At 64.0% G+C, this 20,488-nt stretch carries 20 protein-coding genes; 13 read left to right on the top strand and 7 right to left on the bottom strand.

Translation table 11 applies throughout. The features are described from left to right. Nucleotides 1–250: 250 nt before the first annotated feature. Together groL and groES are read right to left on the bottom strand one after the other, a co-directional pair. On the bottom strand, nucleotides 251–1,879 hold the full coding sequence (gene groL / locus P9230_RS25780; RefSeq protein ID WP_066992865.1) for a chaperonin GroEL: 1,629 nt from the start codon (nucleotides 1,877–1,879) through the stop codon (nucleotides 251–253). Nucleotides 1,880–1,931: 52 nt separating this feature from the next. Next, nucleotides 1,932–2,246, bottom strand: coding sequence for a co-chaperone GroES (gene groES, locus P9230_RS25775; RefSeq protein WP_066992870.1), 315 nt, complete (start codon nucleotides 2,244–2,246; stop codon nucleotides 1,932–1,934). A gap of 347 nt (nucleotides 2,247–2,593) precedes the next feature. On the opposite strand from groES, the gene P9230_RS25770 reads away from it, so the two are divergent. The 3 genes from P9230_RS25770 to P9230_RS25760 all read left to right on the top strand — a co-directional run bounded on the left by P9230_RS25770 (nucleotide 2,594) and on the right by P9230_RS25760 (nucleotide 5,468). Next, nucleotides 2,594–3,070: an Hsp20 family protein gene (locus P9230_RS25770; RefSeq protein WP_066992873.1), complete on the top strand. Its 477-nt coding sequence runs from the start codon at nucleotides 2,594–2,596 to the stop codon at nucleotides 3,068–3,070. Between the two features lie 89 nt (nucleotides 3,071–3,159). After that, nucleotides 3,160–3,669, top strand: coding sequence for an Hsp20/alpha crystallin family protein (locus P9230_RS25765; protein ID WP_278121046.1), 510 nt, complete (start codon nucleotides 3,160–3,162; stop codon nucleotides 3,667–3,669). 371 nt (nucleotides 3,670–4,040) lie between these two features. Beyond that, nucleotides 4,041–5,468, top strand: coding sequence for a hypothetical protein (locus P9230_RS25760; protein WP_278121045.1), 1,428 nt, complete (start codon nucleotides 4,041–4,043; stop codon nucleotides 5,466–5,468). A 41-nt stretch (nucleotides 5,469–5,509) separates the two neighbouring features. On the opposite strand, the gene P9230_RS25755 is transcribed toward P9230_RS25760, so the two are convergent. Continuing rightward, nucleotides 5,510–6,403, bottom strand: coding sequence for a hypothetical protein (locus tag P9230_RS25755; protein WP_278121043.1), 894 nt, complete (start codon nucleotides 6,401–6,403; stop codon nucleotides 5,510–5,512). A gap of 565 nt (nucleotides 6,404–6,968) precedes the next feature. Between P9230_RS25755 and P9230_RS25750 the strand changes: the two genes are divergently transcribed. Continuing rightward, the gene (locus tag P9230_RS25750; protein WP_278121041.1) at nucleotides 6,969–8,525 is read left to right on the top strand and encodes a serine hydrolase; all 1,557 of its coding nucleotides are present in this window, start codon (nucleotides 6,969–6,971) and stop codon (nucleotides 8,523–8,525) included. Nucleotides 8,526–8,591: 66 nt separating this feature from the next. On the opposite strand, the gene P9230_RS25745 is transcribed toward P9230_RS25750, so the two are convergent. Continuing rightward, entirely contained in the window at nucleotides 8,592–9,527 is a 936-nt protein-coding gene (locus P9230_RS25745; RefSeq protein WP_278121040.1) for a hypothetical protein, read from the bottom strand. A gap of 183 nt (nucleotides 9,528–9,710) precedes the next feature. Between P9230_RS25745 and P9230_RS25740 the strand changes: the two genes are divergently transcribed. Together P9230_RS25740 and P9230_RS25735 are read left to right on the top strand one after the other, a co-directional pair. After that, a complete protein-coding gene (locus tag P9230_RS25740; protein ID WP_278121038.1) occupies nucleotides 9,711–10,817 on the top strand; it encodes a KamA family radical SAM protein in 1,107 nt (368 codons plus the stop codon). A 78-nt stretch (nucleotides 10,818–10,895) separates the two neighbouring features. Beyond that, nucleotides 10,896–11,732: a BA14K family protein gene (locus P9230_RS25735; protein WP_127324535.1), complete on the top strand. Its 837-nt coding sequence runs from the start codon at nucleotides 10,896–10,898 to the stop codon at nucleotides 11,730–11,732. Between the two features lie 152 nt (nucleotides 11,733–11,884). On the opposite strand, the gene P9230_RS25730 is transcribed toward P9230_RS25735, so the two are convergent. Then, nucleotides 11,885–13,009 (bottom strand): alpha-hydroxy acid oxidase, encoded by a 1,125-nt coding sequence (locus P9230_RS25730; RefSeq protein WP_164747392.1) that lies wholly within the window; start codon nucleotides 13,007–13,009, stop codon nucleotides 11,885–11,887. 207 nt (nucleotides 13,010–13,216) lie between these two features. On the opposite strand from P9230_RS25730, the gene P9230_RS25725 reads away from it, so the two are divergent. From P9230_RS25725 to P9230_RS25710, 4 genes are all read left to right on the top strand, one after another. Then, a complete protein-coding gene (locus P9230_RS25725; RefSeq protein WP_164746757.1) occupies nucleotides 13,217–13,825 on the top strand; it encodes a TetR/AcrR family transcriptional regulator in 609 nt (202 codons plus the stop codon). An 83-nt stretch (nucleotides 13,826–13,908) separates the two neighbouring features. After that, on the top strand, nucleotides 13,909–14,334 hold the full coding sequence (locus tag P9230_RS25720; protein ID WP_278121036.1) for a globin family protein: 426 nt from the start codon (nucleotides 13,909–13,911) through the stop codon (nucleotides 14,332–14,334). Nucleotides 14,335–14,649: 315 nt separating this feature from the next. After that, entirely contained in the window at nucleotides 14,650–15,522 is an 873-nt protein-coding gene (locus P9230_RS25715; RefSeq protein WP_127324537.1) for a ferritin-like domain-containing protein, read from the top strand. Between the two features lie 89 nt (nucleotides 15,523–15,611). Then, the gene (locus P9230_RS25710) at nucleotides 15,612–17,132 is read left to right on the top strand and encodes an FAD-dependent oxidoreductase (RefSeq protein ID WP_278086755.1); all 1,521 of its coding nucleotides are present in this window, start codon (nucleotides 15,612–15,614) and stop codon (nucleotides 17,130–17,132) included. 93 nt (nucleotides 17,133–17,225) lie between these two features. On the opposite strand, the gene P9230_RS25705 is transcribed toward P9230_RS25710, so the two are convergent. Beyond that, nucleotides 17,226–17,414, bottom strand: coding sequence for a hypothetical protein (locus P9230_RS25705; protein WP_066992893.1), 189 nt, complete (start codon nucleotides 17,412–17,414; stop codon nucleotides 17,226–17,228). A 219-nt stretch (nucleotides 17,415–17,633) separates the two neighbouring features. Continuing rightward, the gene (locus P9230_RS25700; protein ID WP_066992896.1) at nucleotides 17,634–17,843 is read right to left on the bottom strand and encodes a cold-shock protein; all 210 of its coding nucleotides are present in this window, start codon (nucleotides 17,841–17,843) and stop codon (nucleotides 17,634–17,636) included. Nucleotides 17,844–18,386: 543 nt separating this feature from the next. Here P9230_RS25700 and minC point away from each other — a divergent pair. From minC to minE, 3 genes are all read left to right on the top strand, one after another. Continuing rightward, a complete protein-coding gene (gene minC / locus P9230_RS25695; protein ID WP_278121033.1) occupies nucleotides 18,387–19,250 on the top strand; it encodes a septum site-determining protein MinC in 864 nt (287 codons plus the stop codon). A gap of 108 nt (nucleotides 19,251–19,358) precedes the next feature. Continuing rightward, nucleotides 19,359–20,174, top strand: a complete 816-nt coding sequence (gene minD / locus P9230_RS25690) for a septum site-determining protein MinD (RefSeq protein WP_067321964.1) — start codon at nucleotides 19,359–19,361, stop codon at nucleotides 20,172–20,174. Next, nucleotides 20,171–20,443, top strand: a complete 273-nt coding sequence (minE, locus tag P9230_RS25685) for a cell division topological specificity factor MinE (protein ID WP_042638296.1) — start codon at nucleotides 20,171–20,173, stop codon at nucleotides 20,441–20,443. The genes minD and minE overlap by 4 nt, the downstream gene beginning before the upstream one ends. The last annotated feature ends 45 nt before the right edge of the window (nucleotides 20,444–20,488 follow it).

The raw sequence follows: 20,488 nt of genomic DNA, 5'->3' as shown, positions 1-20,488 counted from the left end.
AACTCTGGCCCGTCGCGCCGCGGCGTGTCGAAGCTGCCGATCTCCGCCGATGAGGGGAGATGTCCGACAGGACAAAGGGGCGCGTCCCGCCAGCCGATCTGTCGCGGAGTGCTTTCTCGTTTTTCCGGTTCTTGTCAATTCAGAAGGGTGCCGTTTCCCTCGCGCTCCCTTTTGCCCTGCCGACCAATCTCCCCCAATTGAACCCTGTCGGGGGAGATTGGCTGTGTCGGCGCCGCGCCTCCCCAGCGTCCTAGAAGTCCATGCCGGCGCCGGCGGGCATGGCGGGTGCCGCTTCCTTCTTCGGCTTCTCGGCGACCATCGCCTCGGTGGTGACGAGCAGTCCGGCGATCGAGGCTGCATCCTGCAGCGCGGTGCGCACGACCTTGGCCGGATCGATGACGCCCTGGCTGAAAAGATCGCCATATTCGCCGGTCTGGGCGTTCCAGCCATAGGCGAAATCGGTCTTCTCGCGCAGCTTGCCGACGATGATCGAGCCTTCCGCCCCGCTGTTCTCGGCGATCTGACGCGCCGGCGCCTCGATGGCGCGCCGCACGATGTCGACGCCGTATCTCTGGTCGGGGTTGTCGGCAGCCACCGCGTCGAGCGCATTGGCGGCCCTGAGCAGCGCCACGCCGCCGCCCGGAAGAATGCCTTCCTCGACCGCCGCGCGCGTCGCATGCATGGCATCGTCGACGCGGTCCTTGCGCTCCCTGACCTCGACCTCCGTCGAACCGCCGACGCGGATCACAGCCACGCCGCCGGCGAGCTTGGCCAGACGCTCCTGCAGCTTCTCGCGATCGTAGTCCGAGGTGGTCTCCTCGATTTGCGCCTTGATCTGCGCGACGCGGCCCTGGATCTCCTCCTTCTTGCCGGCGCCATCGACGATCGTGGTGTTCTCCTTCTCGACCACCACTTTCTTGGTGCGGCCGAGCATCTCCAGCGTGACGTTCTCAAGCTTGATGCCGAGATCCTCGCTGATAGCGGTGCCGCCGGTGAGGATGGCGATGTCCTCCAGCATGGCCTTGCGGCGGTCGCCGAAGCCCGGAGCCTTGACGGCCGCAACCTTCAGGCCGCCGCGCAGCTTGTTGACCACCAGCGTCGCGAGCGCCTCGCCCTCGACATCCTCCGCGATGATGAGCAGGGGCTTCGCCGACTGAACCACCGCCTCCAGAACCGGCAGCAGCGCCTGCAGGTTGGAAAGCTTCTTCTCGTGGATCAGCACATAGGGCTCTTCGAGCTCGACGCGCATCTTATCCTGATTGGTGATGAAGTAAGGCGAGAGATAACCGCGATCGAACTGCATGCCTTCGACCACTTCCAGCTCGGTGTCGGCGGTCTTGGCTTCCTCGACGGTGATGACGCCCTCGTTGCCGACCTTCTGCATCGCCTCAGCAAGAAAACGGCCGATCTCGGCATCACCATTGGCCGAAATCGTGCCGACCTGGGCGATCTCGTCATTTCTGGTCACCTTGCGGGCGTTGGTCTTCAACTCCTGAACAATAGCCTCGACGGCTTTGTCGATGCCGCGCTTCAGATCCATGGGATTCATGCCGGCGGCAACGGCCTTGGCACCTTCCCTGACGATGGCCTGGGCGAGAACGGTCGCGGTGGTCGTGCCGTCGCCGGCGATATCGCTGGTTTTCGAGGCGACCTCGCGCACCATCTGCGCGCCCATGTTCTCGAACTTGTCCTCGAGCTCGATCTCCTTGGCGACAGTGACGCCGTCCTTGGTGATGCGCGGAGCGCCGAACGACTTGTCGATGACGACATTGCGGCCCTTAGGGCCGAGGGTGACTTTCACCGCGTCGGCGAGAATATTGACGCCGCGCAACATGCGGTCGCGGGCGTCGGAATGGAATTTCACTTCCTTGGCAGCCATTGGAACACTCCTTCAGCAGGCAGCTTTCATTCACCGGATCGGGTGGGCCGGTTCAAGCCGCTTTTCCCAACGCCGATGTCTGCTCGACCACACCCATCACGTCGCTTTCCTTCATGATGAGCAGGTCTTCACCGTTGAGCTTGATCTCGGTGCCGGACCACTTGCCGAACAGGATGCGGTCGCCGACTTTGACGTCGAGGGGAATGAGCTTGCCGCTCTCGTCGCGCGCGCCGGAACCGACGGCGATAATCTCGCCTTCCTGCGGCTTCTCCTTCGCCGTGTCCGGGATGATGATGCCGCCGGCCGTCTTCTCCTCGGCCTCGACGCGGCGGACCAGAACGCGGTCATGCAATGGATGGAACTTCATATCGTTCTCCTTCGGGACAAACAGATTTTGAGAGGTTCCTCCACTCCGGACCGGAAGGACCGGAGCGGGGCTCGCGATCCTTTCGGCCTCGCGCATGTGGATTTGGTTTTGCAGGCGCCGGTTTCAAGAGGCCGCAAGAATTTTTTTGGCACTCGCAACAGCCGAGTGCTAGCGCCGTGAAAACAAAGGTAATTATGCAGCTTTGACGGGCGCGCCCCGGACCTCTTGACGGCAAAGGAATCAATTCCCAAATCGAACCTGCCGGCGCCTGATGTGGCCGGCAAGGTCAAGGAGCGCCGCTGCCTTGGCGCTCCTCGTATCTATGTTGCTCAATGGAGGATATAGCTATGAGAACCAGTTTCGACTTTTCTCCCCTGTTCCGGTCGAGCATCGGCTTCGATCGAATGCTGAACGCGCTCGAGACCGCAAGCCGCATCGAAACCGCTGACAACTGGCCGCCCTACGATATCGCCAAGAGCGGCGAGGACGACTACCGCATCACCATGGCCCTGGCAGGCTTCAGCCAGGACGAACTGGCCATTACCCAGGAGCAGAACATGCTGATGGTTTCTGGCCAAAAGGCAGGCGAGGACAACGGCGAGTACCTGCATCGCGGCATTGCCGGCCGCGCATTCCAGCGTCGCTTCGAGCTTGCCGATCACGTCAAGGTCGTCGATGCGAGCCTCGTCAACGGCCTGCTGACAATCGACCTCAAACGCGAGATCCCGGAAGAAATGAAGCCGCGCCGGATCGAGATCACGGCGGACAAATCATCGCCAAAGGCCGCGACAAAGAAAATCGAGGCCGACAACAAGGCGGCCTGAGCCTTCTCGCCGCGCTTTGCGCCAAGCGCCGGGTGATGTTCCCGGCGCTTGTGGGCCTTGTCTTCCGGATGAACAGAAAGGAGGAAAAAATGAGTGTTCGTGATCTGATTCCCTGGGGCCGAAACAATGGTAACCAGGTTCCAAGTGTCTTCCGCGACGGCGAACGCGATCCTTTCCTGTCGCTGCATCGCGAGGTGAACCGGCTGTTCGATGACGTCTTCCGGGGCTTCGGTTCCGGCTTGCCGTCCCTAGGCGGCGTATCAGCCTTTGGTGCCGGCTGGCCGAGGGTTGAGATCTCCGACAACGAGAAGGAGATCAAGGTGGCGGCCGAAGTCCCGGGCCTGGACGAGAAGGACATCGAGGTGCTGCTTGATGATGGCGTGCTGACGCTGAAGGGTGAAAAGCGCTCCGAGACGGAGGACAAGGAGCGGCAGTTCTCCGAGCGCATCTATGGCCGCTTCGAGCGTCGAATCCCGCTGGGCTACGAGATCGAAGAAGACAAGATCGATGCCCGCTTCAAGAACGGCGTGCTGACGGTAATGCTGCCCAAGACCGCGAAGGCGCAGTCGCAGGCCAAGCGTATCGAAATCAAGAGCTGATGCCTGGATGCAGGGGTTGGACCGACGGGTCCGGCCCCTGCGGCATGACGGAACCTCGGCGCTAGATGGAACGGCCAACGCTGGCGTAGGTGCTGGCTGGAGCGTGGCTCCCCTTCCAACGAGTGATCCGCCCGCAGCGGGCGCCAGGTGCTCGCTTGCGGCTCGATGACGTGCGGCCGACGCAGGCCATTCTAACCGTTTACCGCGCTGAGCGCAGATGCCGCTGACGGAACACCGCGCAAGCCTCTGGAAATCCGCGATAACCTTAATTCCTTCCTTCTTTTGGTCAGGCTTCCCGTACGGAACGTTAAGGGCTAGATTAGCAATTCGTTAAGTAATACGGCGGGTGTGAGCGTAAGAGGTGTGCCGTTATGAATTTCAAATCCCTGATCAAACGGGCCGAGGACGTAGACAAGGAATTTCAAGAGCTCCAGTCGGATCTGGCAGAGGCTTTCGAAGAATGTCTTTCGGCTGACGAAGAGACGTCCCCGGGATACGATTCTGCCGCCGACCTGGCGGCAAGCGAGGAGGATCCGCCGGGCGAGACTCAGTCCGAGGCTTCCGCCTCCCGGCTGACGCCGCACACCCAGACACGGTTGGCCGCCTTGGAAGCCGTTTCCGGACTCTTCCGCGACGGACAGGGTCATCTGGAGGAGATCGGGTCAAGGCTGGCCGAGATCGCCACAGCGCACCACATGACGCGCGATATCCTGAACGCCCTGCATCGCGATGCGCTGCGCGCCAATGAGCTGGAGCTGGAGAACGCCGCTCTGGGCGCCGAACACAAGGCCTTGTCGGAACAATTGCTTGACGCTACGCGCAAGCAGCGCGAACGCGACGGCGCGGCCGAGGCCTGGCAGCAGCGCGAGGCAAGTCTCGTCCAGGACAGGGAGTCGCTGCGCGAGGCGCTTGCAGCGGTGCGGCTCGAAATGGTCGAGATGGGCAATGAGAGCGCCAGGCGCGAGGCTGAGTTCGGTGAGATCGTCAAGACCCTGACGGCCAAGACCGTCGAAGCCGACAGGCGCGCTGTCGAGAACAAGCTGCTGCGCGAGAAGCAGGTCGGGCTTTCGATCGAGCTGGAGCAGGCGCAAAAGCGCGAGGCCGAGGCCCGGCACAAATTCGACGAGTTCGCGGCGACCCACGCCAACGAAGCCACGCGCATTGCCGAACTTATGGCCCAGCTCGGCAGCCACGAGAAGGAGGAGGCCCGGCTGCAGAAATCGTTGGAGACGACGCAGGCCAAGCTTGCCGAGGTAACCGAAGCCGCCCGCATTGCCGAAAGCGATGGCGCGGCGGAGCTGGCGCGGAGCCGGGCGGAGCTGCGCGGCTTGCGCTCCGAAATCCAGGAGCTGCAATCGCGGCTGGAGCAGGCCTCCATCGACAAGACCGAGGCGGTCGCCGAGGCGACAGGACTGAGGGCGCAGTTGAATGACGCCGTGACCGAGCGGCAGATCGCGGAAGAGAAGCTTGCCGTTCTCAGGAACGAGAGCGAATTGGACAAGAAGAATTTGTCGGTGATCAGTACCAACCTCTCGCAGCTATCGCTGCAGCAGGCGTCGGAGCAGATCCAGCTCGATATCCAGAAACAGGAATGCGAGGACCTGCGCGCCGAGGTCGAGACGCTGAATGCCCGCATCAAGGAGCTGCTGCCTTACGAGCGGCTGCACAGGGTGACGGACGCCCGGGCCCGGCAGGATGTTGTGCCCGTGACGAACGGGCATGTCACCAACGGGCATATCGTGGAACCGGCGCGACCCACCGCGAGGCGCCGGCGCAACATGAGAGCTGCCGCGAGCTGAGGAAGGGTGTCTAGCCAGCTCAGCGCTTCACCGCTCTGGGCCTATTTGCCGGTCATCCGGTCAGCAAGCTGCTGGGCCTCGGCAAGCAGTGCCGGGAAGCCCGAATCGCCCGGCAGGCGCTCGCCCATGCAGGCGCGATAATCGCCGTCGCCTTTTTCCCAGGCGGCGTTGGCGGAATCATAGGCCTGCTGGTCCTTCAGGTCCGAGTTCTGATAGGTCTGCTGAAATTTCTGGGCAGCCGCGTCCGCCGCGGTCCAAAGCGCCTCGCAGGCCGCGATCTTCGGCACGGGCGGGGACGCGGGCGCCTCGGCGATCAGGACGCGGTCGCCCTTGACGACCGCGACGACGACCTGCTGGTCGTAGATCGGTCCGACATCCTGCGTCCAGCCGCCGAGCCGCGCGACGGCGATATCGGCGCCTTCGGGCTTCTTCAGTGAAAAGTCGAGCGTCTTCACGAATGCGGCGTCGCTGCCGATCGCCTGCGTATAGAAGGCGTCTAGCTTGAGCGCCTCCTCGATGCCGGCGGGCAGCCGGAGGCCTTCATCGTCCTCGTCAGCCTTGGACCGCAGCCAGCGCTCGACCAGCCCGCGGGTCGTCGCGACGATGCTCGGGCCGGCATCGCTCTTGGCGTAGCGCAGCCCGTCCAGCATGCCGAAGCCAATATCGGAGGCGCTCAGGCTCTGCAGATTGATCGTGCCGGTTGCCGGAAAATCCTTGACCGCAAGCGGGCCGAGAATGGCGGAAAGACGCTTTTCCAGATCGGCCAGCGCCTTGGTGTTGGCGCCATCGAGCGCCTCCACTTCCGCGTTCGAGCTCTCCTGCGCCGCGATGTCGGAAATCGCCTTGTCGCGCGCGGCGATATAGTCGTCCTCCGGCGATGCCGCGAAAACCACGCCGCTCGCCAGCGCGAACAAAAACGCCCAGACCAGCCGCATGCTATAACCCCAATTCAAACCAAAGCCCGTGTGGCCTTCGCCTGACTTGGCGGCTTTTGCGTGGCGGAATCCCGGGGAGAACCCGAATTTAATATCCGGCCTTTCGCTTCTCTACCTCCGCCTTCCTCAGCAGGAACCGCTGGATCTTGCCGCTCGATGTCGGCGAGGAGGTGAGGCACGCCGCGACAGTTGCGCTCTACGGCGCCCCCCTCTGTCCTGCCGGACATCTTCCCCACGAGGGGAGAGATTGGCAGTTCCGCTGACGGCTCTCCCTTTGCACCGTCGATGATTGGCGAAAGCCGGCGCCACATCTGATCTCCCCCCAAGTGGGAGAGATGTCCGGCAGGACAGAGGGGGGCGCGAAGGAACGCAAGCTTTCGTGTCCAGAGCACAGCCATGATGTCGGGGACGGCCGGATCTTCTAAGGCGGGCGCAGGCCCAGAGGTGAGGGACGCACCCGGCGCCACACCAGTCGATTGGGAGGATGATCAGGGCGGCGCAGGGCTTGGCCAGGCCGGTGCCGGCCTGTACAATCTTAGGGTGAATGCAGGGAAGGGAGCGCGCGATGCGGCTTGGTCGGGATCTCTGTCATTTGACGGTTTTGGCCTTCATCGCCGGACTGGCGCTTTGGCCGCACGCGGCATCGGCCGATCCCGTCACGCCCGCGCGCATCGCCGCCGCCTTGCCGAAGCTCGAAGCGCTGGCGCAAGCCGCCGTCGCCGATGGTGCGGTCCCCGGCCTTGCCATCGGCGTCGTGCATGACGACAAGGTGATCTTCCTCAAGGGTTTCGGGCATCGCGAAGCCGGCAGACCGGAGCCGGTCGACGCCGACACGGTGTTCCAGATCGCCTCCCTTTCGAAGCCGATCTCGGCTACCGTCGTGGCCGCGCTGGTCAGCGACGGGGTGGTATCCTGGGATTCGAAGATCGCCGATCTCGATCCGGCCTTCCGCCTTGCCGATCCCTATCCCACCGGCGAACTCACCATCCGCGATCTTTTCACGCATCGCAGCGGCCTTCCCGGCACTGCCGGAGACGACCTTGAGGGCATCGGCTACGACCGCGCCGAAATCCTTCGCCGCCTCCGCTTTGTGTCGCCATCGTCGAGCTTTCGCGCCGGCTATTCCTACAGCAATTTCGGGCTGACCGAGGGTGCCGTGGCGGCCGCGAAGCCGACAGGCAAGCCCTGGGAGACGGTCGCGGAGGAAAAGCTCTACCGCCCGCTTGGAATGGCCGCGACCAGCTCCCGTCACGCGGACTTCATCAGCCGCGCCAATCGCGCCGCGCTGCATGTCAAGATCGACGGCGTCTGGGCCGCAAAGGTCAAGCGCAATGTCGATCCTCAGGCACCGGCGGGCGGCGTGAATTCCAGCGCGCGCGATCTCATGCAATGGATGCGCCTGGTGCTCGGCGACGGGGTTTATGCCGGCCGGACGCTGATTGCTTCCGATGCGCTGCGACAGACGCATCTGCCTCAGATGGCGCTCGGCCGCAATCCGGTAACCGGAGGCGAGTCTTTCTATGGCCTCGGCTGGAATATTGATTTCGGCCGGCACGGCCTGAGCTGGGGCCATGCAGGCGCCTTCAGCGTCGGTGCGCGTACGGTGGCGACGCTGTTTCCGCAGGAGAAGCTTGGCATCGTTATCCTTACGAACGCCTTCCCGACCGGTGTCCCGGAAGGGTTGTCCGACAGCTTTGCCGATCTGGTCTTCGACGGAAAAGTCGAAAAGGACTGGGTCGAGGCCTGGGACGGAATCTATGCCGGGATGCTGGGTCCGGCGATCGCCGCGGCCAAGGCCGAATATGCCGCGCCTCCGTCTCCGCCAAGGCCGGCCCGGCCGGCCAGCGCCTATTCCGGCCGCTACGGCAATGACTTCATCGGCGGCGCGACCGTGTCGAGCGCGGGCGACGGCCTTGTGCTCGAGGTCGGACCGGCCGGAGCGCGGTCCTATTCGCTGACGCATTTCGACGGCGATCTGTTCCTGACCCATCCCGACGCCGAGACGCCGGACCGGCCGGCGGGCGTGAGCTTCGTCGTCGGCCCCGACGGCAAGGCCTCGGCGATGACGATGGAGTTCCTCGACGACAATCATCTGGGCAGGCTGCAGCGGGTGGGGGACTGATCGCTTCACCCAGAGCCGTGCGGCGATTCTGGGTGAACGACATGTATCAAGCAAAGACCAGCGGGCTCAGGATGCCTGCCCGTAGCGGAGCAGCTTGAAGCAGTCGCCGCTGCCCGTCTTTGTCTGCGTCAGGACCGGTTTCGCGCGGTCGATCCATTCCTGTTGCGATTTGGTGTCGGTCTCGATCGCATCAACCGGTGCAAGGGCGACGAAACTCTTGCCCTTGCTGAAGAGCCAGCAGGCGCGGGCGAGAAACCGCCTGCTGCGCTGGCGCAGCAGGTCGGCGTCATAGAGGATGTCGAGCACCTCGTGCTTGATCTTCGGTTCCTTGTCGGGCTTGGCGACCGCGGCCTCCACCGCCTCGTCGCCGATCGCCTCATGCAGGTCCTTGTAGTCGAGGGCTAACTGCGTCGTCGCGTATTTGATCTCGTTCTCGTCGCGCACGATGTTGAACCACAGCGTCGGATCGATCTCGTTGACGACAAAGGTGGCTTCGAGGTCGCGCGACAGGTTCAGGATTTCGAAGTCTCGAACATCGACATCACGTTCGACCAGCAGGATCTTTTCGACCTGCTTGGCGAGCTCCGTTCCCCTGGCGGTGATCGCGGCGTTGCTTCCGCCGTGTTCGGGGCCGACATAGGCGCTGCCCTCATCCAGTATCTCGTCGAACTCGCCCAGCGTTTCGATGACCGGGGCGCCGCGGGCAACGCGCGCCGCCAGCTTGGCGAGAACCTGCTGCAGCTCGGTCTCGCGCTTGCGCTGGTCCTGATAGTTCTGCTGGAAGAAGAAGATGAACAGCGAAACGCCGATGCCGATCAGGATCACGCCCAGCTGCGAAAAGATGTTGCGATAATATTCCAGCAGCTTTTCGCGATGGCGCAGTTCCTCGCGCACGCTGTGCGCCACGCGCAGATTGACGATCAGCGAAATGATCAGCAGCCCGGCGCCGACCAGGATGAGTCCGCCGATGAGAAGGTAGCCATGGCCTGCGCTGAAATTCATTCGTGTCGCCCCCCGAAGCCTGCGCCAAATTAGCGCCAATTTCGTCGCGCTCAAAGCCACGAGACAAGCCGGGCATCAGGCCCGGCCGGTCTCGGCGCCGCTCCACCGCTCTGCGGCAACCAAAACGATTGACCCGGCCATCCATCCGGCCGATATCCCGCGCAAGTTCGTACCGAGACCCCAATGACCTCAGATACCGATCTCAAGGAAGCCGCGCGCGGACCCGACGCCGCCTGGCAGGACGACGTGCGTGCCGGCGTGCGCCATGTGCGCGACCTCGCAGCCCTGCCGCTCTCACCGGCCGAGCGCGCCGCTGCGCAGCAAGCCGCCGCCGCCCACAAGGTGCGCGTGCCGAAAGCCTATCTCGACCTGATCGACTGGAACGATCCGAACGATCCGATCCGCGCGCAGGTGATCCCATCGCCGGACGAATTGATCACTGCCGAGGGCGAGCTCGGCGATCCGATCGGCGATCACGCCTTCAGCCCGGTGCCCAGGCTGACCCATCGCCATGCCGACCGCGTGCTCTTGTTTCCGACCTATCAATGCGCGGTCTATTGCCGCTTTTGTTTTCGCAAGGAGGCGCTGACTTCGATCGGCCGCGGCTATACGCGCGAGGCGCTGGAGCCGGCCCTCGCTTACATTGCCCAACATAGCGAGATCCGCGAGGTGATCCTGACCGGCGGCGATCCGCTGTCGCTGCCCGACAAGGCGCTCGCCGAAATCCGCGCCCGCATCGAGGCCATCCCGCATGTCCGGCTCCTGCGCATCCACACCCGCGTGCCGGTGGCGCTGCCGTCGCGCATCACGCCCGGCCTTGTGGCGGCCCTGCAAGGAAGGCTGATGGTGACGGTGGTCACTCACTTCAACCACCCACGCGAGATCACGCCGGACACCGAAACGGCTTGCCGGACCATGCGTCAGGCGGGTTTTGTTCTGCTTAACCAGAGCGTTCTCTTGAAGGGCGTCAACGACAAGGTCGAGGTGCTGGAAGAGCTCTGCCGCGAGCTGATCTATCGGCTGGGCGTAAAACCTTACTATCTTCACCATGGTGATCTGGCGCCGGGCATGGCGCACCGCCGCACCACGATTGCCGAGGGCCAGGCGCTGGCCGCGGAACTGCGCCGGCGCCTCTCCGGCATCTGCAACCCGACCTATGTCATCGATCTGCCCGATGGCGGCGGCAAGGTGCCGCTCGGCCCCAGCCACATCGAGGGCCGGGACAGCGAGACATGGCGGATTCGCGGGCAGGACGGGAAGGTGAGGGAGTATGGCGAGGTGGTCGCCTAGTTCCTCATCTCGAGAGGCGGCAGAGGAACTCCCATCCCGCCCCCCGCATTGTATAGCGGGGGGTCGAAGGAGAGCAGCGTGAAGGCATTGTTGGGAATCGTCGGCGGCTTCGTGCTGACCCTGGCCGTGTTTGCCTCAGGGCTCGCCTTCGCCACTTGGCTGCTGGCCGCCAAGCCGGTGCGCCAGGCAACGCCGGCGATCGGCGTTTCGGAGCTCTGGACCAAGGACGCCAGGCCCGTCGATCCGGCGAAGCAGGATCTCGAGCGCATCCCGGCCCAGCAGGCCGCCGGCGCGTCCGTTAAGGCGGACGAGGGGGCCAAAGCGGCGGATACGGCCACGCAGACCGCAGCTCTCCCAACGCCGCAAGCCGCCGCGCCGCGGCAGTTGCAGCCCTTGCCCGAGATCTCTCCGCCCAATGGTTCACAGACGGGCCAGGCCGATGCGGCTGAACAGCCTTCGCAGCAGGCGCCGGCCCAGCAGGCACAATTGCCCGCCGCGCATCTCGAATGGTGCGCCAACCGCTATCGCAGCTACCGCCCGCAAGAAAACAGCTACCGCTCCTACAGCGGGGAGACTCGCCCCTGCATCTCGCCCTATTTCGATCCGGGCGGCGATCGCACAGCCTCGACCGACGGGCACCAACCCGATCAGCCCTGGATGAACAATCAAGGCGAGGTGACTGACGACCAGGCCGAGGTGGAAGGCTACGCCACGACACGGGACGGCTACGCGACGACTTATGGCGGCCCGCCGGAAGAGATTTTGCCGGAAGACCAGCCTTCCAGGGATCGGCTGCTGGGCCCGCAAATGTCGGGCGATCATATCGACTCCTGCTTCAGCCGCTATCGCTCCTACGATCCGCAGGACAACACTTACCAGCCCTATGACGGCGGCCCGCGCCGGCAGTGCGAGTAGGGCAGGCCCACGTTCCTGCGAAGTGACGCTTGGCTCCTGAAGGCGCCCCTTGGGGGGGGATGGTCGGTAGACCAGCGGGGGGGTGCATATCGAATGGCTAACGTTAGCGCCGCCCTTCGGCACCTTCCCGCCGCGAACGGGAGATGATCGGCTCAATTCAGCACTCGGCCATCAATCTCCGCGACGCTCGTTGTCCCGGTCAGCGCCATGGTGACGGACAACTCCTTGCGCAGAATGTCGATTGCCGTCGCCACGCCCGCCTCGCCGCCGGCGCCGAGGCCGTAGATATAGGCGCGTCCGACCAGGCAGGCTCGGGCACCGAGAGCCAGCGCCCGCATCAGATCCTGGCCTGAGCGCACGCCGCCGTCGAACAGCATCTCGACATCGGAGCCCACCGCGTCCGCTATCCTCGGCAGCATCGAGATGGTTGACGGCGCGCCGTCAAGCTGCCGGCCGCCATGGTTGGACACCACAATGGCGTCGGCGCCGGCCCTGCTGGCGCTGCGCGCGTCGTCGACATTGAGGATGCCCTTGAGGATCAGCTTGCCCGGCCAGATGCTCCTGATCCAGTCGACATCGCTCCAACTCAGCGTCGCGTCGAACTGATGCGCCACCCAATCCGCCACCGCCTTGATGCTGTCCTCGCCCTTCACATGGCCGGCGAGGTTGCCGAAGGTCCAGCGTTTGGCCGAAAGCATGCGGGCCGCCCAGGCCGGGCGGCTGGCGATGTCGACGATCGTGCGAAGTTTGAGCGCCGGCGGCACCGAAAGCCCGTTCCTGACATCGGCGTGGCGCTGGCCCAGCACTTGCAGGTCGACCGTGAGTACCAGCGCGCTGCAGCGCGCGGCGTCGGCGCGTTCGATGAGCGAGCGCACGAAGCCGCGATCCTTCATCACATAGAGCTGGAACCAGAATGGCTTGCCGACAGCTTGCGCCACATCTTCGATCGAGCAGATCGACATCGTGCTCATCGTATAGGGAATGCACGCGGCTTTTGCCGCCCGGCAGGCGAGGATCTCGCCATCGGCCCATTGCATGCCGCCGAGGCCGATCGGTGCAAGGGCTATCGGCAGCGACACCTTCTCACCGAGGATCGTGGTTGCCGTGTCGCGCTGCTCGACATCGACCAGGACGCGCTGCTTGAGCGTGATGCGCTCCAGGTCGGCGCGGTTGGCGCGCAGCGTCTGCTCGGCATAGGAGCCGGACTCCGCATAGTCGAAGAAGACGCGCGGCACGCGGCGGCTCGCGGCCCGGCGCAGGTCCTCGATGCAGGTCATGCCCTTGAGCAGTTGCGGCGCCGCCGATGTTGCCCTGATCTCGTCGGGCAAAGTCACGATGCCCGTCGGAACATCGAGTGGCGTGGGGACTGCTCGTTCCATCGTCGTCCTCCCATAAAATATTAGCGAATGCTGATTATTGAAGGTCGCGTGGCCGCTGATGTAAATTCACTAGCGAGTATACTTACGGCAACGGCAGCGCGCCCCATGCCCAGAGCGTCCGACGAGACCAGGCCCGAGATCCTCCAGGCGGCTTACAAGCTGTTTCGCCGCCGGGGCTTTTTCCGCGTTGGCATGGACGAGATCGCCGATGCCGCCGGCGTCACCAAGCGCACGCTCTACTATCATTTCGACAGCAAGGACGCGCTCTTGACCGCCGTGCTCGCTTCGCAGCATGAGCGTACATTCGCCGACTTCCAGAATTACGGCATCGAGTTTTCGGGCGGCGCGGACGTGCTGATCGACAAGCTTTTCGAGGGGCTGGTCAAGTGGTCGTCCAAGCCGCGCTGGGCGGGCTCCGGCTTCACCCGGCTGGCGATCGAGCTTGCCGACCTGTCCGGCCACCCCGCGCGCGTGATCGCGCGCCAGCACAAGGCGCTGATGGAGCGTCATCTGGAAATGCTGCTCGCCGAAGCGAAGGTGCCGTCGCCGAAGGAGCGGGCCCGCGAGCTATTCCTGCTGATCGAGGGCGCCATGGTGATGATCCTGATCCACGGCGACCAGAGCTATTGCAGCGCCGCGGCGGATGCGGCGAAGCGGCTGATGGCAGCCGAGGTGGAGTTTCCGCAACACGATACCCGCCCAACACACGCCTGAAACACACCCGCTCCACAACCGGCATGCCAGCGAAACGCTCGCGCCGGATGTTTGCAGCCTAGCAAATGCGGAGGAGCACGCCGATGACATCCGACCAGATCAGGCTTGTGCAGGACAGTTTTCGCGAGGTCGTGCCGATCAAGGAGGCGGCCGCGGCCTTGTTCTACGAGAAGCTGTTTGCCATTGACGCCAGCCTCAAGGGGCTGTTTCGCGCAACGGACATGAGCAGGCAGGGCGCCAAGCTGATGGCGGCGCTGGGCTTCGTCGTGCATGGCCTTTCCCGCGCCGAGACCATCCTGCCCGCCGTGCAGGATCTCGCCAGGTGCCATGTCGGCTATGGCGTCGAGGAGCATCATTATCCGATCGTCGGCCAGGCGCTGATCGAGACGCTGGAGGCGGGCCTGGGCGAGGCCTTCACGCCTCAGGTCCGCGAGGCCTGGCAAGCCGCCTACGGCCTGCTCGCCGGCGTCATGATCGTCGCAGCCCGTGAGGTGGAGCTGGCGGCTTGAGCTCTCGTCAGGCTGGAGCGCGAAGCCGAGCGCGGCAGGCGATCTCCTGGGCCTTGTTCATGGCCCGGAGGTCGCGGCGAGGCGCCCGTCGCCGCCCTGCCTGCAAGCCCGGCGCCGACCTGGGCGACAGGGCTCGAGCCATTGGCTGCGCAAAACCGCACCGGCGCCACGCGAGCCGTATCGCGGCCGCATCAGGCTCCCCCAGGCAAAGCCATATCGGCTTCTTTTCAGGAACATTCTGCCTTCTGCGAAGTTTGGCGGCTGGCCCGCTCATTGAGGCCAAACCGGTTGACAGGCGGGCTTCGGGAGGAAGCTATGACCGCTGTCACGCCTTCACTTCATGTTTGTCGCCGCCGGGCACTGCAAATCGGTCTTGGAGCGACCATTGCTTCAGCGGCCGGCGTTGCTTCGACTTCGTCTGCTGCCGCGCAGGACGACATAAAGGACGAAGACATTTTCCGCTTCGCGCTCAACCTGGAATATATGGAGGCTGAATATTACCTCCGCGGCACCACGGGAAAAGGCATCGATGACTCGGACATCGGTTCCAAACCCGGCGATGTCGTCGGCGGCAAAAAGGTTGCCTTCGATACGCCCGCGCTCGGTGAATTCATGCGCGAGGTCGCGGAAAACGAACTTGCCCATGTCAGGTTCTATCGCAAGACGCTGGCGTCGAACGCGGTGGACCGGCCGGCGATCGATTTCGATGCCGGCTTTGCCGCGGTCGCCAAGGCGGCCGGCCTCGGCGACGATTTCGATGCGTTTGGCAACCAGATGAATTTCGTGCTCGGCGGCATGCTGTTCGAGGACGTCGGTGTGACGGCCTACGCCGGTGCGGCAACTGTCCTGAAGAACAAGGAATTCCTCGCTGCCGCGGCTGGAATTCTCGCGGTCGAGGCCTATCACATGGGAATGGCGCGGTCGTCGCTCTATCGCATGGGCGAGAAGGCCTGGAAGGCGGCGAATGCAGTTTCCGACGCACGCGACAAGATCGATGGGAACGAGGACAAAGACCAGGGCATTCAGGTCGACGGCAAGGCCAACGTCGTTCCTTCGACGCCGGATGCGATTGCCTTCACAAGGACGCCGCAGGAGGTGCTGCGCATCGTCTATCTGACCGATCAGTCGGGTGTGGGCAAGGGCGGCTTTTACCCGAACGGGATGAACGGAACGCTCAAGAGCACCTAGCCGTTAGGGTGGAGCCGGTCACGATGATCTGCAACCCGGCCGAGCAGCATTCGGCGCGGGCATCCGATTTCGTTTCGACGAGGCAGACAATGAACGTCAGCAGCGAAGCGACCAGATCTTTTTGGACACTCGACACCAGCTTGCCCAACGCGCCTCGCCTCGAGCAGGATGAGCATTGTGACGTAGCGGTCGTCGGCGCCGGCATCGCCGGCGTTTCCATCGCCTACGAACTGGCCTTGGCGGGACGCAAGGTGGTGCTCGTGGATCGCGGCCCCTTGCTCGGCGGCATGACATCGCGCACGACCGCCCATCTGGCACCCATCTGCGACGACGGCTTGAGCGCGCTGATCGACATGCGCGGCGAGGCTCTGGCGCGCGGATTCCAGGAAAGCCAGCAAGCCGCCGTCGACCGCATCGAACGCCATGTCGCCACGCTGGAGATCGACTGCGATTTCCGCCGGCTGGACGGCTTCCTGTTCCCGGCGGCATGGATGGACGAGAAAGAGGCCGCCAGAGAATGCAACAAGGAGTATGCGGCTGCGGCAAAGATCGGCGCCGAAGCTGAGCATGGCAAGGGTGTGCCGCTCAAGGGCCATGAATCGGCGCCCATCCTGCGCTATCCAGACCAGGCGACCTTCCACCCGCTGAAATATTTGCGCGCGCTGCTGGCCGATTTCGAGAAACGAGGCGGCAAGGCATTCGCCGACAGCGCCGCCACCGAAATCGAGGAGGGGGACAAGGTTCGCCTGAAATGCGACGGCGGCTCCACCGTAACGGCTTCGAACGCAGTGTTTGCCACCAATTCCCCGATCAACACCTGGGTCAAGATCCACAGCAAGATGGCGCCTTACCGCACCTATGCAATGGCTTTCGATATTGCCAGGGGAACCCTCCCGGATGCGCTCTACTGGGATATGGACGATCCCTATTATTATGTCCGCCTCAATCCCGGCCCCGGCAAGACGGACTGTCTCATAGCCGGCGGCCGCGATCACAAATCGGGCGAAGCGGATGACGGCGCGGCGCGCTTTGTCGCGCTCGAGGCCTGGATCAGGGCATTGGTGCCCGATCTTGGCGGAGAACGAGCGCGATGGTCCGGCCAGGTCCTCGAAACGATCGACTTTTGCGGCTTCATTGGCCGAAGCCCCGGCAACGGCAACGTCTTCATCGCCACCGGCGACTCCGGCCAGGGCATGACGCATGGCGCCTTGGCCGGACTGCTGATCCGCGATCTGATCGTGGACGGATCGAACTCCTGGGAAGCCGTCTACGCCCCCGACCGGACGCCGCCCGCCGCGCTCGCGCACTACGTCAATGAGAATCTTACGACGGTGAAGAACCTTGCCGGCTATTTGCTGCCCGGTGAGGTCAAGTCGGCCGACGCCCTCGAGCCCGGCGAAGGCGGCATACTTCAGGACGGCTTGAGCAAGTTCGCCGTGTGCCGCGATCGCGACGGCAAGCTGCACCGGCATTCGGCCAGTTGCACGCATCTCGGCTGCATCGTGCACTGGAATTCGACCGAGCAATGCTGGGATTGCCCCTGCCACGGCTCGCAGTTCGCGCCGGACGGGACTGTCCTCAACGGCCCGGCCATCCGGCCTTTGGGATAGTTCGGCTGAAGGGAATTGGATCGGCGATTCCCAGCCGCGGGAAGTCGAGTCGAATCGCGTCGGGAGAAGTGGACTTCCCCAAGACCTCCGTCGCTATTTTCGCCTTGCCGGCTTCTTCTTTGGCTCCGCTTCAACCGGCCCGCGGGCGAGCCTGGCCGCGCGGAGCCGTTCCGTCTTTGCCTGCCGCGCTGCCGCTTCGCCCTCGATTATCGTGCGCGCCGTCTTCGTGGTGGCTTCGCTCTTGGCGTCGCCCTTCGGCTTGAACACACTGGTTTCGGCCATGGTCTACCTCGCAATTTGAAATGAAGAAGGCCGGGCAAGCCCGACCTTCCAAAGCATATCTCCCAAAATCGGAAACCGGTTAGGGGAAGACATGCGTAAAATCCCAAAACATGTTGCCCGAAATCGGGAGCCGGTTTCGGGACGAAGACATCCGCAAGATCAAAGTGCTCCAAGGCCAATGCCGGTACATCCGCGGTCAAAGGCCATGGATGCACGGCATCAGCCCGCCTGGATATTCTCCGCCGAGCTTTTGCCGTTTCGCTGGTTCTTCACGATGTCGAAGCTCACCTTCTGGCCCTCCGCTAGCGAGCGCATTCCGGCGCGCTCGACGGCGGAGATATGGACGAACACGTCCGGCTGCCCATTGCCCTGCTCGATGAAGCCGAAGCCTTTCGTGGCGTTGAAAAACTTCACGGTTCCAGTAGTCATACGATTTTCCTTTCAAATCGACGCAAATCATCGCCGCCTGGCTGCGTGCCAAACGTCGCAGTCTTCGAAATTGAGAGGGAAGATCGTCAGGGCGCCAAGGCGCAGAAACAACGTTCGTTCAACAAGTTCGATTTGAAAAACATAGCGCTTAACCGCAGCGGCGACAAGGCGATGCGAAATAATATTATCGAAGGCCGTTGTCCTGAAAGCTTCCGGGCGACTAATTGCGCCTGAGCCGCCCGACTCCTATAGCGGGCTTCCGCCCGGCGCCGATGAAAGCGCCGAAATACAGATCTTCATCTGCCGCCGACAAGCTCCGAAATGCCGAGCAGATTGTTGGCCCGCTAGCCCCGCTGAGCATCTCCTACCAGCTCACGCCTCGTGTCGAATTGTGTGCTGGTTAGACACGGGGGCAGGCACTGTGACCACCCCGCCACAAAACTTAGCCGCGCCAGTTCCTCAGCGGCCGCCACCCGCAAAATTAACCTTTTGTTAACCATTCGCCCGGCACCCTTTAACCATTGAGTAAGGATTCGTCTGGCCGTGACCTTCGCCGCCCCTTTGCACAACAAATCCATCCGCTTCCGCGCCCGCTCCTTCGTCGCTTTCACGCTGACGCCGGAGGCGCCGATCGACGAGTGGCTGGAGGGGCTCGATCACTGGATCGGCAACTCGCCGGGCTATTTCAACGGCCGCCCGGTAGTGTTGGATCTCAATACTTTGAAGTCGGGCCCGGAGGAGATCGCTGCACTTGTCGGCACGCTCGCCCGGCGCGGCATCCGCGTCTATGCGATCGAGCTCGAGGGCGCCGAGCTCGGCCCCGATTTGCCGCCGCTGCTCGCCGGCGCCAAGGAGGCGACCGCCGAGGGGTTGCTGGGCAGGGCCGCGCGCAAGGCGAAGGCGGAAGAGATCACGGTCGAGACGGCTACGGTCGAGGACGTGCAGCCGGGGCAAATGAGGGCGCCGCAGGATGAACTGGCGAAGCTCGATGCGCAGAACGCGCGAGCCGCCGAAGCAGCCAAGTCGGAACCGGCCGGGTCGGGGCAGGGTGCTGTACCGGCACGGCACGAGCCTTCCGCCGGCACGCTGATGATCAAGGCGCCGATCCGCTCGGGGCAGTCGGTCTTTCATCCGCATGGCGACGTCATCGTGCTGGGCTCGGTCGCGTCCGGCTCGGAAATCGTCGCCGGCGGCTCGATCCATGTCTACGGCACGCTGCGCGGCCGGGCGATCGCCGGCTCGGAAGGCAACACATCGGCGCGCATCTTCTGCCGCAAGAATGAGGCCGAGCTGCTCGCCGTCGACGGCTGGTACACCACGGCCGAGGAGATGGAAGGCGTTTCGCGCGGCAAGGCGGTGCAGGCCTTCCTCGAAAACGATGCGCTGTGCGTGGTGCCGCTCGGCTGAGTCTTTGGCCGCGCAAGCTTCGGACCGGTTTCGCGTGCCATTGTCCTTCATGAGTCCGCCGTGCCCGGCACGGCCAGAGAATAAAAATCGCCAACGGAGGCTGGATATATGGGCAAGGTAGTCGTGGTCACCTCGGGCAAGGGGGGCGTCGGCAAGACAACCTCGACGGCCGCGCTCGGCGCTGCCGTGGCCAAGACCGGCAAGAAGGTTGCGCTGGTCGATTTCGACGTTGGCCTGCGCAATCTCGACCTCATCATGGGCGCCGAGCGCCGCGTGGTGTTCGACCTCGTCAACGTTATCCAGGGCACCGCAAAACTGTCGCAGGCGCTGATCCGCGACAAGCGGCTGGAGACGCTCTATCTGCTGCCGGCCTCGCAGACGCGCGACAAGGACGCGCTGACCGAGGAGGGCGTTGCCGAAGTCATCGCCCGGCTGCGCTCGGTGTTCGACTATGTCTTCTGCGACAGCCCGGCCGGCATCGAGCGCGGCGCCCAGCTTGCCATGCGCTTCGCCGACGAGGCGGTCATCGTCACCAACCCGGAAGTGTCGTCGGTGCGAGATTCCGACCGCATCATCGGCCTGCTCGACGCCCGCACCATGAAGGCCGAGCAGGGCGAGCTGATCCAGAAGCACGTGCTGGTCACGCGCTATGACGCGACGCGCGCCTCGCGCGGCGAGATGCTGTCGATCGACGACGTGCTGGAGATCCTTTCGACGCCGCTGCTCGGCATCATCCCGGAAAGCCAGGATGTGCTCAGGGCCTCCAACCTCGGCGCGCCGGTGACGCTCAGCGAGCCGATCAACACCGCCGCCAAGGCCTACCTCGAAGCGGCACGGCGCCTGGAGGGCGAGGACCTGCCGGTGGTCGTCCCCTTCGAGCGCAAGGGTTTCCTCGAACGGCTTCTCGGAAGGAGGGCGGCATGAGCATTCTCGACCTCTTCAAGCGGCGCACCAGTGCGCCTGTGGCGCGCGAGCGGCTGCAGCTGCTGCTCGCCTATGAACGCCAGAGCCGTGGCCAGCCAGACCTCGTCTCCATCCTGCGCGAGGAGATCATGGCCGTCATTGCCAAGCATGTGCAGATCGACCAGGACTATCTCCAGGTCTCGATGGATCGCGGCGCCACCATGTCGACGCTGGAGATCGACATCCAGATCCCCAACAAGAGCGCCGCGCCGCTCGCGATGGCGGGGTGAAGCTGGTTTAGCGCCGGCGGGACAGCACCCCCCTCTGTCCTGCCG

It is taken from the genome of Mesorhizobium sp. WSM4887, assembly GCF_029625865.1.
Taxonomy (GTDB): Bacteria; Pseudomonadota; Alphaproteobacteria; order Rhizobiales; family Rhizobiaceae; genus Mesorhizobium.
This window is presented reverse-complemented; position numbering and strand designations above follow the sequence as displayed.

Excerpts from the sequence above, each read along its gene's own strand:
- P9230_RS25700 (WP_066992896.1), bottom strand. The coding sequence starts at position 17,843 with ATGACTACTGGAACCGTGAAGTTTTTCAACGCCACGAAAGGCTTCGGC.
- minE (WP_042638296.1), top strand. The coding sequence starts at position 20,171 with ATGAGCATTCTCGACCTCTTCAAGCGGCGCACCAGTGCGCCTGTGGCG.
- P9230_RS25715 (WP_127324537.1), top strand. The coding sequence starts at position 14,650 with ATGACCGCTGTCACGCCTTCACTTCATGTTTGTCGCCGCCGGGCACTG.
- P9230_RS25720 (WP_278121036.1), top strand. The coding sequence starts at position 13,909 with ATGACATCCGACCAGATCAGGCTTGTGCAGGACAGTTTTCGCGAGGTC.
- P9230_RS25755 (WP_278121043.1), bottom strand. The coding sequence starts at position 6,403 with ATGCGGCTGGTCTGGGCGTTTTTGTTCGCGCTGGCGAGCGGCGTGGTT.
- P9230_RS25725 (WP_164746757.1), top strand. The coding sequence starts at position 13,217 with ATGCCCAGAGCGTCCGACGAGACCAGGCCCGAGATCCTCCAGGCGGCT.
- P9230_RS25705 (WP_066992893.1), bottom strand. The coding sequence starts at position 17,414 with ATGGCCGAAACCAGTGTGTTCAAGCCGAAGGGCGACGCCAAGAGCGAA.
- minD (WP_067321964.1), top strand. The coding sequence starts at position 19,359 with ATGGGCAAGGTAGTCGTGGTCACCTCGGGCAAGGGGGGCGTCGGCAAG.
- P9230_RS25745 (WP_278121040.1), bottom strand. The coding sequence starts at position 9,527 with ATGAATTTCAGCGCAGGCCATGGCTACCTTCTCATCGGCGGACTCATC.
- P9230_RS25740 (WP_278121038.1), top strand. The coding sequence starts at position 9,711 with ATGACCTCAGATACCGATCTCAAGGAAGCCGCGCGCGGACCCGACGCC.
- P9230_RS25710 (WP_278086755.1), top strand. The coding sequence starts at position 15,612 with ATGAACGTCAGCAGCGAAGCGACCAGATCTTTTTGGACACTCGACACC.
- groL (WP_066992865.1), bottom strand. The coding sequence starts at position 1,879 with ATGGCTGCCAAGGAAGTGAAATTCCATTCCGACGCCCGCGACCGCATG.
- P9230_RS25730 (WP_164747392.1), bottom strand. The coding sequence starts at position 13,009 with ATGACCTGCATCGAGGACCTGCGCCGGGCCGCGAGCCGCCGCGTGCCG.
- P9230_RS25750 (WP_278121041.1), top strand. The coding sequence starts at position 6,969 with ATGCGGCTTGGTCGGGATCTCTGTCATTTGACGGTTTTGGCCTTCATC.
- groES (WP_066992870.1), bottom strand. The coding sequence starts at position 2,246 with ATGAAGTTCCATCCATTGCATGACCGCGTTCTGGTCCGCCGCGTCGAG.
- P9230_RS25765 (WP_278121046.1), top strand. The coding sequence starts at position 3,160 with ATGAGTGTTCGTGATCTGATTCCCTGGGGCCGAAACAATGGTAACCAG.
- P9230_RS25770 (WP_066992873.1), top strand. The coding sequence starts at position 2,594 with ATGAGAACCAGTTTCGACTTTTCTCCCCTGTTCCGGTCGAGCATCGGC.
- P9230_RS25760 (WP_278121045.1), top strand. The coding sequence starts at position 4,041 with ATGAATTTCAAATCCCTGATCAAACGGGCCGAGGACGTAGACAAGGAA.